General features: G+C 64.1%; 8 protein-coding genes. 5 read left to right on the forward strand and 3 right to left on the reverse strand.

The window, feature by feature from the left end; all coding sequences use genetic code 11:
* Nucleotides 1–149: 149 nt before the first annotated feature.
* The 3 genes from ACW73L_RS07595 to ACW73L_RS07605 all read right to left on the reverse strand — a co-directional run bounded on the left by ACW73L_RS07595 (nucleotide 150) and on the right by ACW73L_RS07605 (nucleotide 7,340).
* On the reverse strand, nucleotides 150–3,065 hold the full coding sequence (locus tag ACW73L_RS07595; RefSeq protein WP_498921133.1) for a PAS domain S-box protein: 2,916 nt from the start codon (nucleotides 3,063–3,065) through the stop codon (nucleotides 150–152).
* A 178-nt stretch (nucleotides 3,066–3,243) separates the two neighbouring features.
* Nucleotides 3,244–6,186 (reverse strand): chemotaxis protein CheB, encoded by a 2,943-nt coding sequence (locus ACW73L_RS07600; protein ID WP_498921134.1) that lies wholly within the window; start codon nucleotides 6,184–6,186, stop codon nucleotides 3,244–3,246.
* A 293-nt stretch (nucleotides 6,187–6,479) separates the two neighbouring features.
* Entirely contained in the window at nucleotides 6,480–7,340 is an 861-nt protein-coding gene (locus tag ACW73L_RS07605; RefSeq protein ID WP_498921135.1) for a shikimate dehydrogenase family protein, read from the reverse strand.
* A gap of 467 nt (nucleotides 7,341–7,807) precedes the next feature.
* Here ACW73L_RS07605 and ACW73L_RS07610 point away from each other — a divergent pair, with 467 nt between their 5' ends.
* The 5 genes from ACW73L_RS07610 (at nucleotide 7,808) to aroG (ending at nucleotide 15,717) form a co-directional block, all read left to right on the forward strand.
* Entirely contained in the window at nucleotides 7,808–10,267 is a 2,460-nt protein-coding gene (locus ACW73L_RS07610; RefSeq protein WP_498921136.1) for an EAL domain-containing protein, read from the forward strand.
* A gap of 347 nt (nucleotides 10,268–10,614) precedes the next feature.
* Entirely contained in the window at nucleotides 10,615–11,541 is a 927-nt protein-coding gene (msrP, locus tag ACW73L_RS07615; RefSeq protein ID WP_498921168.1) for a protein-methionine-sulfoxide reductase catalytic subunit MsrP, read from the forward strand.
* Nucleotides 11,542–11,552: 11 nt separating this feature from the next.
* Complete coding sequence (msrQ, locus tag ACW73L_RS07620) at nucleotides 11,553–12,227, forward strand: protein-methionine-sulfoxide reductase heme-binding subunit MsrQ (protein WP_498921137.1); 675 nt, start codon at nucleotides 11,553–11,555, stop codon at nucleotides 12,225–12,227.
* Nucleotides 12,228–12,510: 283 nt separating this feature from the next.
* A complete protein-coding gene (locus tag ACW73L_RS07625) occupies nucleotides 12,511–14,427 on the forward strand; it encodes a hybrid sensor histidine kinase/response regulator (RefSeq protein ID WP_498921138.1) in 1,917 nt (638 codons plus the stop codon).
* Nucleotides 14,428–14,577: 150 nt separating this feature from the next.
* Nucleotides 14,578–15,717, forward strand: coding sequence for a 3-deoxy-7-phosphoheptulonate synthase AroG (gene aroG, locus ACW73L_RS07630; protein ID WP_129883524.1), 1,140 nt, complete (start codon nucleotides 14,578–14,580; stop codon nucleotides 15,715–15,717).
* The last annotated feature ends 4 nt before the right edge of the window (nucleotides 15,718–15,721 follow it).

Raw genomic sequence — 15,721 nt, forward strand, 5'->3', positions numbered from 1 at the left:
GTACGTCCGCCCGCCCGCGGAACGGCGGATCACAGCACACTCTGCAGCGCGTGTCACGGAGTTTATGGTGTGGTGCTTAACCGAGCGCGCGGCGGTGGCGGCGCCTGGCGTGCCGATGCCGCGCGTTCGAGCGCGCCGACCCGCACCCGTCAGTGACTCGCCGGCCTCGTAGCGGGGAGCCAGCGCAGCAGCAGCTTGTACAGATCGTTCTGCGTGAAGGGCTTGGCGATGAAATCGTCCATGCCCGCCGCAGCGCATAGGCTGCGTTCGTTTTCGAACGCGTTGGCGGTCATCGCCAGGATCGGCACGGAAGATCCGGTCGGCAGCGCCCGGATGGCGCGGGTCGCTTCGAATCCATCCATCACCGGCATTTGCAGATCCATCAGAACCAGTGCGTAGGTCGCAGCCCGGCAACGGGTAACGGCTGCGTTGCCGTCCTCGGCGGTGTCGACTCGCAGGCCGGCGCTGAGCAGCAGCTCCAGAGCGACCTCCCGGTTGATCAGGTTGTCCTCGACCAGCAGGATGCGTGCGTCGCGGTGTTGCTGCCGAAGGATATCGCCGGGTTCCCGATGGTCGGCGTCCTCCCAGCGGAACTCCGGCGCCTGACCTTTTCTCAGGGATGCGGTGAACCAGAACGTGCTGCCCCGTCCGAGTTGCGTGTCGACTCCGGCTTCACCGCCCATCAGGCGCGCGAGGCGGCGTGTGATCGTCAGCCCCAGACCGGTGCCCCCGTGCCGCCGGGTCGTGGAGACGTCCGCCTGCACGAAAGCGTCGAAGAGCCGTTCGCAATCGGCGGGTGCGAGACCCGGCCCGCTGTCCTCGACCTCGAAACGGACCACCACGGTGTCGTCGTGTTCCTCGAACAAGCGGGCGCGGATGCGGATCTCGCCCTGCTCCGTGAACTTGACGGCGTTACTGGTGTAGTTGAGGAGAGCCTGCCGGAGCCGGGTCGGGTCGCCCGTCAGCCAGGCCGGTGCGTCGCTGCGCTCGACGATGACAGCCAGCCCCTTGTTGGCGGCCTCGTGCGCGATGATTCCGTGGACCTCGTCGAGCAGCACCGCGAGCGAGAACCGGGTCTGCTCCAGAACCAGGCGCTCCGCTTCGATCTTCGAGAGTTCGAGAATGTCCTTCAGCAGCCCCATCAGGTGATTGGCGGCAGCCTCGATCTTGGCCAGTCGGTCGGCCTGGGTCGCGGTTAGCGGATCTTGCCGCAACAAGTGCCCCAGACCGAGGATCGCGTTCATGGGCGTCCGTATTTCGTGGCTCATGTTGGCCAGGAACGCGCTCTTGGCGCGATTGGCGGACTCGGCTGCGTCCCGAGCACTCGCCAGCTCGACGGTCCGTTCCGCAACCCGTTGCTCCAGATGGGCGTTGAGTTCGCGAATTTCGCGTTCGGTCCGCTTCCGCTCGCTGATGTCGCGTAGGAACGCGACCATTGTTCCCGTCTCGGCGTCGTGCGAGGTGCTGACCTCGACATCGATGATCCGGCCGTCCCGGGTTCGGTGTTGCGTCTCGAACAGTTGCCACCCCTGGCTGACAACCTGCTCCGAGACGGCAGCGATTTCGGGTCCGGAGAAGCGGGCGTCGAGGTCCGAGATCCGCATCGTCAGCAGTTCACCCCGCGAGTAGCCGCTCATGCGGACGGCCGTGTCGTTGACATCGAGCAGGCGTCCCGTGGCCCAGTCGACGAGCCAGAATGCGTCGCTGGTCGTGCTGAGCATCTTGGCGTAGCGGTTGGCCGCGACGACGAGTTGATGCTCGGCGGCCTTGCGGCTCGATATGTCCCGAACGATCGCGCAGTTGTAGTCCAGCCCCTCGTAGGAGATGAAATTGGCGCTCACCTCGACCGGGAGCAGCCGCCCGTCGCGGGTGCGATGCGTGGTTTCGAGCAGGATGGCGCCCTGTTCCTTGAGCGCGGCCCAGTGCGCTTCCCACGCTGCGCCGTGCACGGCGGGATTCAGATCCGCGACCACCATATGCAGCAGCGTGTCCCGCGGATAGCCCAGCATGCGGCTGGCCGATTCGTTGACATAGAGGAACGAGCCATCGCTGCGGATCCAGTAGACGGCGTCGGTGACCCGCTCCAGCACGAACTGGCTGAACCTCAGGGATTGCTCCGATCGCTTGCGCTCGGTGATGTCGCGGATGCCGCCGACGATGCGGATCGCTTTGCCCCGCCCGTCGCGGAGAATCACGCAGCGGTCTTCGACGTCGGCGTAGCTGCCATCCTTACGGCGGAACCGGTACTCCTCGGACCATGTCTCTTCGCGGGAGTCCAGCGCTGACTGCAGACCGGATTCGACCCGTGCGCGATCATCGGGATGGATACGCAGCGTGCGCGCTTCGGCGCTGGCGTGCAGCTCACCCGCGTCGAAGCCGAAGGTGGACTCGAATGACTTGTTCCACCACACCTGTCCGGTGATCAGGTTCCAGTCCCAGATCACATAGAAGCTCGCGAGATTCGCCAGCTCATAGCGTTCTTCATTGAGCTCGCGTTCCCGCAGCGCGAGGGTCGTGGTCTGATCGACCAGAACCAGCAGCGTCTTGCCGCCGAGCGCAGAGTCTTCGGGCAGACTGATGACATGAATGTCGCAGACGATCTCGCCACTGTGATGGAGACGCAGCGGGAGCATTCCGACGCAAACCGGATCACCGTAGCGCTTGTGGCGCAGCAGTGGATACAACCGGCTGCGGTTGGGGAGGTCGAGGAATTGCAGAACCGACATGCGCTGCAGCGCCGAGGAGCGGCTCAGGCCGAGCAACTCGACGCCGCGGCTATTGGCCTCGGAGATGAATCCATTGTCGTCCACCACGACGCTGGGCAGGGGCAGATCTTCGAACAGCGTGCGATAGCGGGCGAGGGCGCCGACGATGGTCTCCTGCGCCGCGGACAATTCCTGGTTCTGGATTTCGAGCTCGGTCTGATAGATGCGCAGTTCCTCGATCAGCCGCGCAAGGTCGAGTTCGCTCGTCAGGGCAGGGTCTCCCAGATCTGCCTGGCTCTGCTCCAGTGCGCGCATGGCGCGCTGGCGCAAGGCATCGAGATTGACGGACCGGCCGGTCATGTCCTCGTCTCCGTCCGGCCGCGGCCCAACGTGTAACCGCAACGCGCGGCGGCTTCAATATCACCGATTGAGGCGTTGCCCCGCATGCTTGCCCACATCGAATGCCCGAGGTGTATCGGGTGTCTTTTCCCGGATGCTGAGCGCTCCATGCGACCGCTGTCCGCAGAGGTCGGGGCGGTCATCGCGGTGTTCCGCGTTGCCAGGCGCTGATGTTCACGTGGCTGATCACGGCGCCCAGTTCCTCCCCCATGAGCCGCGCCACGTTCATCAGGAACCAACGTTCCTCGGTCGGCGAGTGACACGGATACTCAAGCGAAAAGTGGGGCAGAGACCCTTCCAGGACCCTGCGCAAGCCCTGATACGCGCGTTCGGCGATTTCTCTATCCTGACCGTCTTGCGTCCGGCAGACATCGAGATAGTTGGCGCCGAGTCCCGAGTGGATCAGGTCGGGATCACCATTGGCCTGGGCAAAGCGGCGCCAGGCAGCATTGATGACGACGATGGTGCCGGTGGGATCGACCACCGCGATGTGTTCGGGCAGGGCATCGAGGATCGCCTGCAGTCGCTTCGCATCGTGAAAGGCAGTCACATCGATGAAGGTCGCGACGGCGCCGCGGTCCGTCGTCGACGGGATCATGTACGGCAGAATGCGGACCAGATAGGCCGCCGCGTCGGTGGCCGAGGATACCTCGCGTTCCGTCATCCGTTCGGTACGCAGTGTGTTTTCGAGGTCCGCCATCAGACCGGGGTAGTTCAGGCGGTGCGTTATGTCGTCCAGCGGCCGGCCGAGATCGGACTCGCGCAGCTTGAAGATCTGGGTCGCATCCGGGCTGAACCGCGTGATTTGCAGTTGGGAATTGACGAAGACAGAGGCCACTCCGGCCGCCTTGGCCATCCCGTCGAGGTCGGCGTTGATGCGGTTCAACAGGAGGAGCTTCTCCTGGAATTCAGCGTTGACCGTACTCATCTCTTCGTTGACCGATTGCAATTCCTCGTTCGAACTTTGCAGTTCCTCGTTGGATGCCATCAGCTCTTCGTTGGTTGCCTGGAGTTCTTCATTCGAGGTTTCGAGCTCCTCGATGGTCGCCTGCAGGCTTTCGCGCGTGGCCGCGAGTTCGCGTTCGAGCATCTGGACCCGGGCGAGCGTTTCCGCATCGACATTGACCGCTTCGACTTCCCCGTTCCGCTCATCTCCTGCTTCTTCCTGGAAGCACAACAGGACGCGGTGCTCTTCCTTGTCCCCCTGCAGCGGATGTGCGGACAGTCGCAGCCGGCGCCGCTGGCCGTTGATCAGCTGCGCCTCGACCACGTCGGAAACGATTGAGCTTTGGTCGCGGCCGGATTTGTACAACAGGGCCGAGGCGACCGGGATGAGGGCGTCCGGCAACAGGCGGTCGACCGACAGACTGGCCGCGCCCTCGCGGGTCTGCAGGTAGGGGTTCACGTCACCGTAAAGATGCACGACCTCGTGCTGTTGATTGACGATGACGGACGGTGGCGCGAACAGTCCCAGCAGGGTGGTCATGCCGGCATCGGCGACGGCGTTGTCGACCGGAGCACGCCGGTTCCGGTAGGCACCCGGCACGGCGGCGCTGCGTCCGGGCGGCGCATAAACCGTTCCTGTCTTGTGGTCCATGAACGGCAGCGACAGGGCGCCCTTGCGCCGGAACAGCTTGTGTTTGGCATTGATCGGTTCCAGTCCTTCAGACACGGCCGAAAGGGATTCACTGGAACCGAGCATCAGCGCGCCGCCTTGTTTGACGGCGTATTGCAGCGCCCGCAGCACACGCTCCTGTGCGGTTGACTTGAAATAGATCAGCGTGTTTCGGCAAACCACCAGATCCATGCGCGTGAACGGCGGGTCGGCCAAGACGTTGTGGCGCGCGAACACGATGCACTGCCGCAACTCGTTCTTGACGACGAAGGTGTCGCCCCGGCGGACAAAGAAACGCTCCAGGCGCTCGGGCGAGAGTTCCGCCGCGGCGGATTCCGGGTATTGACCGGCACCGGCCGTCTCGATGCATTGTTGGTCGACGTCCGTCGCGAAGACCTTCAGGTTGGGCCAGCGTCGCTCCCGCTCGAAGGCCTCGATGAACAGCATGGTGAGCGTATAGGCTTCCTCGCCGGTGGCCACGCCGGCGGTCCAGACGCGTACCGTATCGCCCCGTTCCTTGGCGGCGACCATTGGCGAGATGACCTTCTCCGACAGCAACGCGAAGGCCTCCGGGTCGCGAAAGAAACTGGTCACGGCGATCAGCATTTCGCGCCGCAGGGCGAGAATTTCGCTGCGGTCCGATTCCAGCAGGTCGAGGTATTGGTAGAGTTCGCCAATGCGCAGGACCTGCATGCGCCGCTCGATACGCCGCAGGACCGTGGCCGGCTTGTACTCCGAAAAGTCGATACTGCACACTTGGTGCAGCAACTGCAAAATCGCAGCGAACACCTGGTCGTAAGGCATGGCCTGATAGGGCACGACCTTGGGCGCCGCTTTGGCAACGTCGTACGGTAGTTTCTGGATATGTGCGATCAGACGGCCCGGTAAGTCCTCGACCGGCAGGATCGCATCGACGACGCCGGTCGCAATTGCGGAGCGCGGCATGCCGTCGAATTTCGCGGAGTCCGGATCCTGGGCCATCAAAAACCCGCCCGCCGCGTTGATCGCCCGTGCCCCGCGGGTGCCATCCGTTCCGGTGCCCGACAAGATCACGCCGACGGCGTTCGGACCGTAAACATCCGACAACGATGCAAAAAAGATATCGATCGGCAGCGTCAGCCCGCGGGGGTTCTTCGGCGTAAGGTGCAGACAACCGGCGCTGGCATGCATGATCGCGCCCGGTGGTATCAGATAGATCTGATTGGCCTCGAGCCGCATGCCTTCTTCGACGAGCTTGACCGGCATCAGCGTGTGCCGCGCCAGCAGGTTGCTCATCATGCTTTTGTGATCCGGCGACAGATGCTGGATCACGACGAAAGCAGCGCCAGTCTCGACGGGGCAGGCGTCGAAGAATTTCTCGAGTGCGTCCAGGCCGCCTGCGGAGGCGCCAATACAAACGACATGTCCACCAAAGCGATCGGGTGGGCCTGGCGCTCGGCGGTCGTCCTTCTGAGTCTCAGTGATCATGATGGGTCTAGGGCGGGGCCCCCTGGGTCGAGCGCAAATTCACCTTTCCTGCCAGGCTGGCAGCAGCGCAGATCGGCGCCGAGGCGCGCCTCACCGGGGGCCCGCAGGCTCCGGAATTCCGTCGTGCCACCCGTTGCGCGCGAACCAAGTTTACGCCAAAAGGCTGATGCGAACGAGCGGAGACAGCCGACTGATAAGGCCATCTGCGGCAGTGCTCGCGCCCGGGTCATACCGACGCAGTGCCCACACCTATGCGCTCGGTTGCGTGGTCCTTGACGGATTTACCGTCCGAATTACTCCGCCAAAGCCGCCGCCACGGCCTTCTGAAACACGGCCTCATCAGGGGAGATTCCGGTCCATGCCTCGAAGATCTGCATGGCCAGTTGTACCAGCATTTCCACTCCGTCGACCACCTTGCAGCCCCTGCCCAGAGCGGTCTCGAGAAAGGGCGTGATCCGGGGATTGGTGATCACGTCCACGACGGTGGTGCCTGGGGCGATGCGGCTCCAGTCGATTGGTACCGGTTCCAGCTCGGGGGCCGAGCCCAGATGGGTCGCGTTCAGCAGGATGTCGGTGCCCTCCGGAATCGTGACGTCACCCTTCCAGGCCATCCAGACACCTGGGACGCCGGTCGCCCGTGTCACTCGGTCGGCAACTTCGGTTCCCTGGGATTCCCGTCGGGTGATGAGGGTCATCTGGGCCGCGCCCGCCCGCGCAATTTCGACTGCCATCGCTCTGCCCGCGCCGCCCGCCCCCAACATCGCGACGCGCCGGCCGGCGATGGGCGTGACCTTCTCTATGGCTTTCACAACACCCTTCCCGTCGTTGTTATGGCCGATCATGCGGCCCTCGTCGAAGGTGACGTAGTTCGCCGCCCCTATGATGCGGACATCTTCGTCCACGTCATCGAGATTGGGTATTGCCGCGATCTTGTAAGGAACGGTGATGCAGAAACCGGACAAGCCCAGAGCCGCGGCGCCGCGGATCGCGGCGGGTAACTCGTCGGCCGACCGAATGTCGCATTTCCAGAACTGCCAATTGAGTCCGTAATGCGCGTAGACGGCGTCGAACATCCGGTCGATGGGGTTTTCGGCGACCGGGTGGCCAAACATGCCGGTCATCTTTTTCTGCGGGGGAAGGGTGCGGTGTGACACGAGCGTTCTCCGTGGGTTGAGTCGGGCGCAGCTCTCCGGGCGCGCGAGGTTAGCGTGGACGGAGGGCTAGTGTAGACCTGACAGGACGCAATGGTTACGGTCGAGGGAGAGATTGATATAGCCTCCGGCAGCGGTGTTCGCGTTTGGCTCGTGATCCCGATTTCAGGAAATCCACGAGATGCCTTCGCCACCGCATCCGGTGTAAGCTAATCTGCGGTAAGCCAGCCCGAACCCTGGCCGGTCCAGCCCTTAGTCAAAGTTCAGCGAAAGCCTTAACGCGTTTTGTTCATTGCCCGCCTCGTATTTCTCACCGGATGCCGCTACCCGGCAGACCGAAACCCGCGGAGACTCCTTGAACGGCATGTGCTTCGATCGACCCGACCGGTTTGGGTGGGATTTGCTGTGGCGCCGGCAACCGTGAGCCGGCGCAAGCGGGCAGCCCGCGGAGCGGGCCGGATAGGATCGCCATGAACACACCGCGCGACGACGGGCTCGCGAGCTCCGTGCGGTGGCGGCGCGCCATCGAATCCGGTCAGGTGGCTCTGCTTTACGAGCAATTCCCGTCCGCCGCGCTGGCCACGGTGATACTGGGCCTGCTGTTGGCCGTCGGCTTACGGGAACGCGTGTCGCCTGCATTCCTGGGCATCTGGCTCGTGATCGTGATCGGCTGGACCGTGTGGCGCTATGGGTTACTGTTGCGGTACCGGCGTTCGGCGTCCGTGGCCGACAGTAGCTCCGTGTGGCAGCGCCCGTTCCTGGCCGGAGTCGCAGTCAACGGCATACTCTGGGGGGTGGCCGGCGTCGGCTTTTTCTCACCCCAGAGCGTTCCGCATCAGATGCTGCTGGCCTTCGTGCTGGCCGGCATGGGGGCCGGTGCCGTCACGACGCTGTCGCCGCTGAAGATCGCGTCGCCACTGTTCCTGATCCCGGCCTTGGTGCCCTTCACGATCCGCATGTTCTTGCAGGAGGAACAGCCTCATGCGTTGATGGGCACCATGCTCGCGCTCTTCGTCGTCTCGCTGTGGGTCATCTCCCGGCGTTTGCATGCGACGGTCGAACGGTCGCTCCGGCTGCGCTTCGAGAACCTCGATCTGATCGACGATCTTCGCCGGGCGAGGGAACGGCAGGACGAAGTGCACGCTGCGCTGGCCGCGCAGGTCGAACAGAAGCGGCAGGTTCAGCGGGCGCTGGAGGAATCGCATGGGGTGCTCGAGGAGCGCGTCGCGCAGCGCACGGTGGAACTCGAGCAGATCGGTGATCGGCTGGAGATGGAGAAGGAATTGTTCCGCATCACCCTCGCCAGCATCGGCGACGGCGTGATCACCACCGATCGTCAGGGTCACATCACCTTTCTGAACCCGATCGCCGAACAGGTAACCGGCTGGCACAGTCATGAGGTGAGCGGTCGGCCTCTGGCGGAGGCATTCCAGGTGGCGCATGAGGCCGCGGATCCAAATGAGCGCGAGCGCGCCGTGACGGCCTTGCCGCCGGTGGTTGAGTCCCGTTCGACCGGACAGTTGTTGTTGACCGACCGCAGCGGGTTCCGTCGTCATGTCCATTACACCGCGGCGCCGATTCTCGACCGGCAGGCCGCGAAGGTCGGCACGGTTCTGACCTTTCGCGACATTTCCGAAGAGCGCCGCATCGCTCAGCAGCTCACGCATCAGGCCACCCATGATGCGTTGACCGGGCTGGTCAATCGGCGGGAGTTCGAGCGCCGCCTCGAGCGTGTCCTGCAGCACGCCGCCCCCCATGATCCGCATGCGCTGCTCTTCATGGACCTCGATCGATTCAAGGTCGTCAACGACACCTGCGGGCATGTCGCGGGTGATGAACTGCTGCGGCAGATTGCAGCCCTGATGCGAAATCGCATCAGGGCGCGAGACACGTTCGGCCGGCTCGGCGGTGACGAATTCGGCGTGTTGCTGGAGCATTGCCGTGTCGACGAGGCGACCCGGATTGCGAATACGCTGCGTGAGCTGGCCCAGGATTTTCGCTTCGGTTGGCAGGACAAGAGTTTCGGCGTGGGGGTCAGTATCGGTCTGGTCAAGATCGCAGGGGGCTGGGAGAACGCGGCCAGCGTGCTGCGAGCGGCCGATAATGCCTGCTATCTGGCCAAGGACCGCGGCCGGAATCGGGTCCATGTCTATGAACCGGACGATCGCCTCGAGGCGCAACGTCAGGGGGACATGCAGTGGCTGCCGCGGCTGCAGCAGGCGCTGGCGGAAGGCCGTCTGCGGCTTTATCGGCAGCCCATCGTTCCGGTGCGGGCCGCCGACCAGGGCCTGGAACTCGGCGAGGTGCTCGTCCGTCTCGTGGACGAGCAGGGCGACATCGTGTTGCCGGGCGCCTTCCTGGCCGCGGCGGAACGCTATGGACAAATCGGTGCGATCGATCGCTGGGTCGTAGGGGAGACGATCACTGCCCTGAAGGGTGGCGGTGCCGTGCAGGGGGCTGGAACGCGGCTGTCTGTCAATCTGTCCGGTCAGTCGCTGGGCGACCCTGACGCGCTGGATTTCATCAGCGAGCGCATCAAGGACAGCGGCATCGCGGCCTCCAGCCTGTGCTTCGAGATCACTGAAACCGCCGCCATCTCGAACCTGACCAATGCCTTGCCTTTCATGACGCAGCTTCGGGAACTCGGCTGCCGCTTCTCACTGGATGATTTCGGCAATGGCCTGTCGTCCTTCGGCTATCTGAAGACGTTGCCGGTCGATTACCTGAAGATCGACGGGCGCTTCGTCAAGGAGATCGCCAACGACCGTGTGGACGAGACCATGGTCGAGGCCATCCACCGCCTCGGCAAGGTCATGGGCTTGAAGACCGTCGCCGAGTGGGTCGAGAACGCCGAGACCTTGCAGAAGGTCAGCGCGATGAACATCGACTACGCGCAGGGTTTTCATTTGGGCTCCCCCAGGCCCATGTGAGCGCTGCAACCTGTCCGGCCATTCCCGCCCCGTTCGACGCAACGCCGTTCCGGAGGGCTTTGCGGCCTGTTCCCGGTGTTCATCGCGTCTGGCGTTTCGAGCCGCGCCCCGTTACATTTTTGTCTACCCGCTCGGTGGGCGATCGCCGCGCATCAGCGAGATGCGCCGATCCTCCTTGCCAGCGATGCGCTTTCGTGTCGATGCCCGCGGGGCGATGTCCGGCCGGGAGCCTTTTTAATCGTCGGGGCGGCGCCTTGTCATAGTGTTTCCGGCCCCGGTGCGGAACCGAAGCCCGATCTGCGAATCTCAGCCGGTGGCTGACCAAATTCAGGAGATTTGCCGTGCTGATCAAGAAAGCGTCCGATATCAGGCCGTCGGAAATCACACCGTCCGAGGTATTCCGTGATCGGCGGCGGTGGCTGCAACTGGCGGCGGGCGCATCGGCGCTGGCCCTGTTGCCGCGAGGCCTTGCGGCGGCCGAGAAATTCGCCGATCTGAAGCCTGGTGCGTATCGCATCGACGAGAAACCGACACCGTACGAGTCCGTCACGACTTACAACAATTTCTACGAATTCGGGACCGGCAAGGAGGATCCTGCGAAAAGGGCGGGATCGCTGCGGACACGCCCGTGGGCCGTCGTCGTCGATGGGGCGGTCGGCAAGCCCAGGACCTTTGCCATCGAAGAAATCCTCAAGATGGCTCCGCTGGAGGAGCGCATCTACCGACTTCGTTGTGTCGAAGCCTGGTCGATGGTCGTACCCTGGGTCGGGTTTTCGCTGGCGGAGTTGCTGAAGCGCGTGGAGCCCACCGGCAGCGCCAAATTCGTCGAGTTCACCACGCTGCTGGATCCGACGCAGATGCCGGGTCAGCGTGGCACGGTGCTCGACTGGCCCTACCGTGAGGGGCTGCGGATCGATGAAGCGATGCATCCCTTGACGCTGCTGACGGTCGGGCTTTATGGCGAAGTCCTGCCGAACCAGAACGGGGCGCCGATCCGTATCGTCGTGCCGTGGAAGTACGGCTTCAAAAGCGCCAAGTCGATCGTCCGTATCCGGTTGACCGAAACCCAGCCCGAGACCACCTGGAATCTCGCCGGCCCGAAGGAGTACGGCTTCTACTCGAACGTGAATCCGGACGTCGATCATCCTCGCTGGAGCCAGGCCAAGGAACGCCGGATCGGCGAATTCTTCAAGCGGCCGACACTGCCGTTCAATGGCTATGCCGAGCAGGTCGCTCAACTCTATGCCGGCATGGATCTGCAGCGGTATTTTTGAGGCGGATGGGGATGCGCTGGAACCAACCCCCGCTTGCCTTCGTGGCGAGTGCCAGGCTGGCGGTCTTCTCCGCCAGCCTGGTGCCCTTGGCCCTGCTGGTCCATAAGGGCCTTGGGGATGCGCTGGGAGCGAATCCGATCGAAAAGATCACGCGGACAACCGGCTGGTGGACTCTGTTTTTCCTGGCGGTCACGCTGGCCGTGACGCCGGCCCGCAAGCTCGCCGGCTGGCCCTGGCTGGGCCGGTTGCGGCGGATGCTGGGACTCTTCGCATTCTTCTACGGCCTGCTGCACTTCCTGACGTATTTCGTTCTCGATCAGTTTTTCGACTGGATGTCCATCGGCAAGGACATACTCAAAAGGCCCTACATCACGATCGGCTTTACGGCCTTCGTGCTGTTGATCCCGCTCGCTGCAACATCGACCGACGGCATGATCCGTCGGCTCGGCGGCAAAGGCTGGCGTCGATTGCACAAACTCGTTTATGTCATTGCCGGCGCCGGGGTCCTGCATTTCGCGTGGCTGGTGAAGAAGGACATCACGGAGCCGCTGATTTTCGGCTTCGCCGTCGCCGCTCTGCTCGGCTGGCGTGCGGTGGATGCATGTAGCAACGCGGCGCGTCCCACGCCTAACCCGACCGCGCCGCTAGCGCGCAAACGGCGCCAGGCAAGCCCTCCCGGCTCCTGATCGCTCTCGACCTGCCCGGCGGCTGCGGCTATGCCGCTCTAACGTGCTGCCCACCCCGGATTACCCCCTCTACGTGTTTTTACGTATTGCCAACTTCCGCAGCAATAAGGTGTAGTTCCAATGGTTTGCTTGGTACCGCAGCACGATGTCGGCACGTTGATATCCGCGCTGGGCGATCGATCGTCTTTTCGGGGGGAAGGCGGCATTGCGAATCCAGACTCTTCCGCACTGGTTGCGGCTGGCGCCAGGAACGGCCCCATCCGGTTGGAGTGGGGGCCGCGCGTTGCTGCGCCTCCTGCGGCGCAGCGTGCTGCCGCTACGTCGCCGCTGGCGGCCCCACCGGTTTTCTGCCGGTGACGAAACCGCCTTCCGCGTATTCCAAGCGGAGCGCATCTATCCGCAGGCCCGCTGTGCCCTGGCGCTCGGCTGCCTGGTCTGGTGCCTGTTCACGGTCTGGGACATTCATCGCTTTCCCGAATTCTCGCGCGAACTGAGCGTGATCGGCTTGCTGTGGGTGGCGCCGGTTCTGGCCGCCACGTGGTGGCTGGTTGCGACGCGGCCCCTCGCCTTCAGAAGAGGCGCGTCGTGCTATCTGCTCTGCGGTCCACTCGCGGCCGTCGGCGGATTGGCACTGATACAGGGAGTGGTGGAGCCGGCGGGCTCGGAACAGGCGTCCGTCGGGGTGGTCCCGGGCCTTGCCGGTGTCGTGCTGTTCGCCCAGGCCGTGCTCGGTCTGCTATTCCTACCGGCGCTCATGCTGGGCGCTGTCAGCGCGCTGGTCCTCCTCGGCTCGGGTTCCGCCGCCGACGTCAGCGCTGCGACGGCACTCGGCGGGCTGCCGGTTCTGGTGGTCGCGAATGGTTTAGGCATGCTCCTGTGCGTTCGCCACGAATTCAGCTTGCGATTGCTGTTCCGGCTTCGACAGCGTGCTCGTGGGCGTGCCGTGTCGCTGCGGAGCAGGGGTAGGGAAATCGGCATACCCGCAGTGCGTGCCGGTTGTGGGCTAGCGCGCGGCGTGCTTTCCGCGGGGGGGCTGGAACGACCAAGCGCTGGGCTGACCGACCTCACGGATGTCCGCGAGCGTCTCTTTTCGGCGGCGTTTCATGACTTGCAGCAGCCACTCTCGATCATCGGACTGTACGTCCGTCTCGCCAAGGGACGATGCGGCCGTGCAGCGGCCGGGCAAATCAAGGCCGATCTGTCGGCCATCGAAGGTGCAGCGCGCGAGATCGGGGCCATGTTCAAGGAGGTCAGCGACGCCTGGGACGTCGGGCGCAGCGATCCCGAACTCGTCGTGGTTGACGTGAACCGTTTGCTGGGCGAGGTTGCCGCAGAGTTGCGCGCCTGTGCCACCGGAAAGGGGCTCCGTCTTCGTTTGCGGGTTTCGCGCCGCGCGCCTTGCCTGGCTATCAGCGATCGCGCGTTGCTGAAGCGGGCGGTGTGCAATCTCGTCTGCAATGCGATCAAGTACACCGAGCGCGGCGGACTCGTGGTCGGCGCGGTAGGTGCGGGAAGTCATGTGCGTGTCGTCGTCCGCGACACCGGGGTTGGCATCCCCGCCATCTGCCAGACGCGGGTGTTCGATGAGTTCTTCCGGGTCAATCATCCCACCGGGAAGAGGCAGCCGGGCCTGGGCCTCGGGCTCGCGATCGTGCGCCGGATCCAGGAGGTTCTTCCGGATCATCGTGTGAACCTCTGGTCGCGCGACGGGCGGGGCTCGCGCTTCACGCTGACCATGCCGCTGGCTGTGGCTGTCGACGCGGGGGAAGCGGCGTCGCGCCGGGCCACGGCGCGGGCGGGCTGCGACGCGCTGCAGGGAAAGTACGTGTTCGTCGTCGAGGATGAGCGCCTGATCCTGGATGGGCTGGTCGAGTCACTGCGTTCGGCCGGTTGTGTCGCCGAAGGGGTGGAGCGTGTCGCGACCGCCCGTGGCCTGTTGGCGACCCGCGACCGCTGTCCGGATGCACTCGTAACGGACTACCGCTTGCGGGATGGTGAGACCGGTGTCGATATCGTCGCCGTGCTGCGGGAACGGTTCGAATGGGCGACGGCCACCCCGGTCGTGTTCCTGACCGGCGAAGTCGACTGGCGCGCGCCGCCGGACGGTTTCGACGCGCCTTGGGAAGTCTGCCGCAAGCCAATCGACCCCGATGCCCTGGTCCGCCGGCTGGGGGAGTTGGTGCGGAACCAATCAGTCTGAGCGCTTGCCGGTCGCGGGCGGCGAGGAGTGGATGAGGCTTTTCCAAGGAGGCTCAGCCACTTAACTCAATCGGCAAGTTCTCTAGTATGATATCGGGCTTTTCCCGCGGCTGCGGTGGCCCATGCCACATGCGCTCCGTCCCCAGAAATCATGAAAGATCACTCGGTAGACCCCAATTCGCCAGGCGCCGATTTCGGCACCGACGACCTTCGGATTCGTGCCATCAGCGAGGTCATGGCTCCGCAGCAGTTGCTGGAGGAATTCCCGATCACGCGGCAGGCCGCGTCCACCACGCTGGTGGCGCGACGAGACATTCATCAGGTCCTGGCCGGCGAGGACGACCGCCTGCTGGTGATCATCGGGCCGTGCTCCATCCATGATCCGGAGGCCGCCCTCGACTATGCCAGCCGCTTGCTGTCGTTGAAGCACCGTTTGGCGCGCGATCTGGTCGTCGTGATGCGCGTGTATTTCGAGAAGCCGCGCACGACCGTGGGCTGGAAAGGCCTGATCAACGACCCCGATCTGGATGAGAGCTTCAACATCAACAAGGGGCTCCGTTTGGCGCGCAAGCTGCTGGTAAACCTGAACCAGATGGGGATGCCGGCGGCGACCGAGTATCTTGATCTGATCACCCCGCAATACGTGTCCGACCTGATCGCCTGGGGCGCCATCGGCGCGCGGACGACGGAGAGCCAGGTGCACCGTGAACTCGCCTCTGGCCTCTCCTGCCCCGTGGGCTTCAAGAATGCCACGGACGGCAGTGTCAAGGTCGCAGTCGATGCCATTCGCGCCGCGCGGCGTCCGCATCATTTCCTGTCGGTGACGAAGGCGGGCCATTCGGCCATCGTCTCGACCCTGGGCAATGAAGACAGCCACATCATCCTGCGTGGCGGCCGGAAGCCGAACTATGACGCGGTGAGCGTAGCCGCGGCGGCGGATGCGCTCGAGGCGGCGAAGCTGCCAGCGAACATCATGATCGATTTCAGTCATGCGAACAGCCTGAAGGATCCCGAGCGGCAAACCCTGGTTGCCCAGGACGTCGGAGAGCAGATCGCGAACGGCGACTACCGGATCTTCGGCGTGATGATCGAAAGCCACCTGAACGCCGGTAGTCAACCGCTGGAAGCCGGCAAACCGCTCGCCTACGGTGTCAGCATCACCGATGGATGTCTCGGGTGGGAGGCCAGCGAGGCCGTTCTTCAGTTACTGGCCGATGCCGTCGTGCAACGCCGCCGTCAACATGGCCGGCGCGAATCGGCTCACGTCAACCCTCATGTTGCGATCAAGTGAGACC

Source organism: Methylolobus aquaticus, from assembly GCF_054172105.1.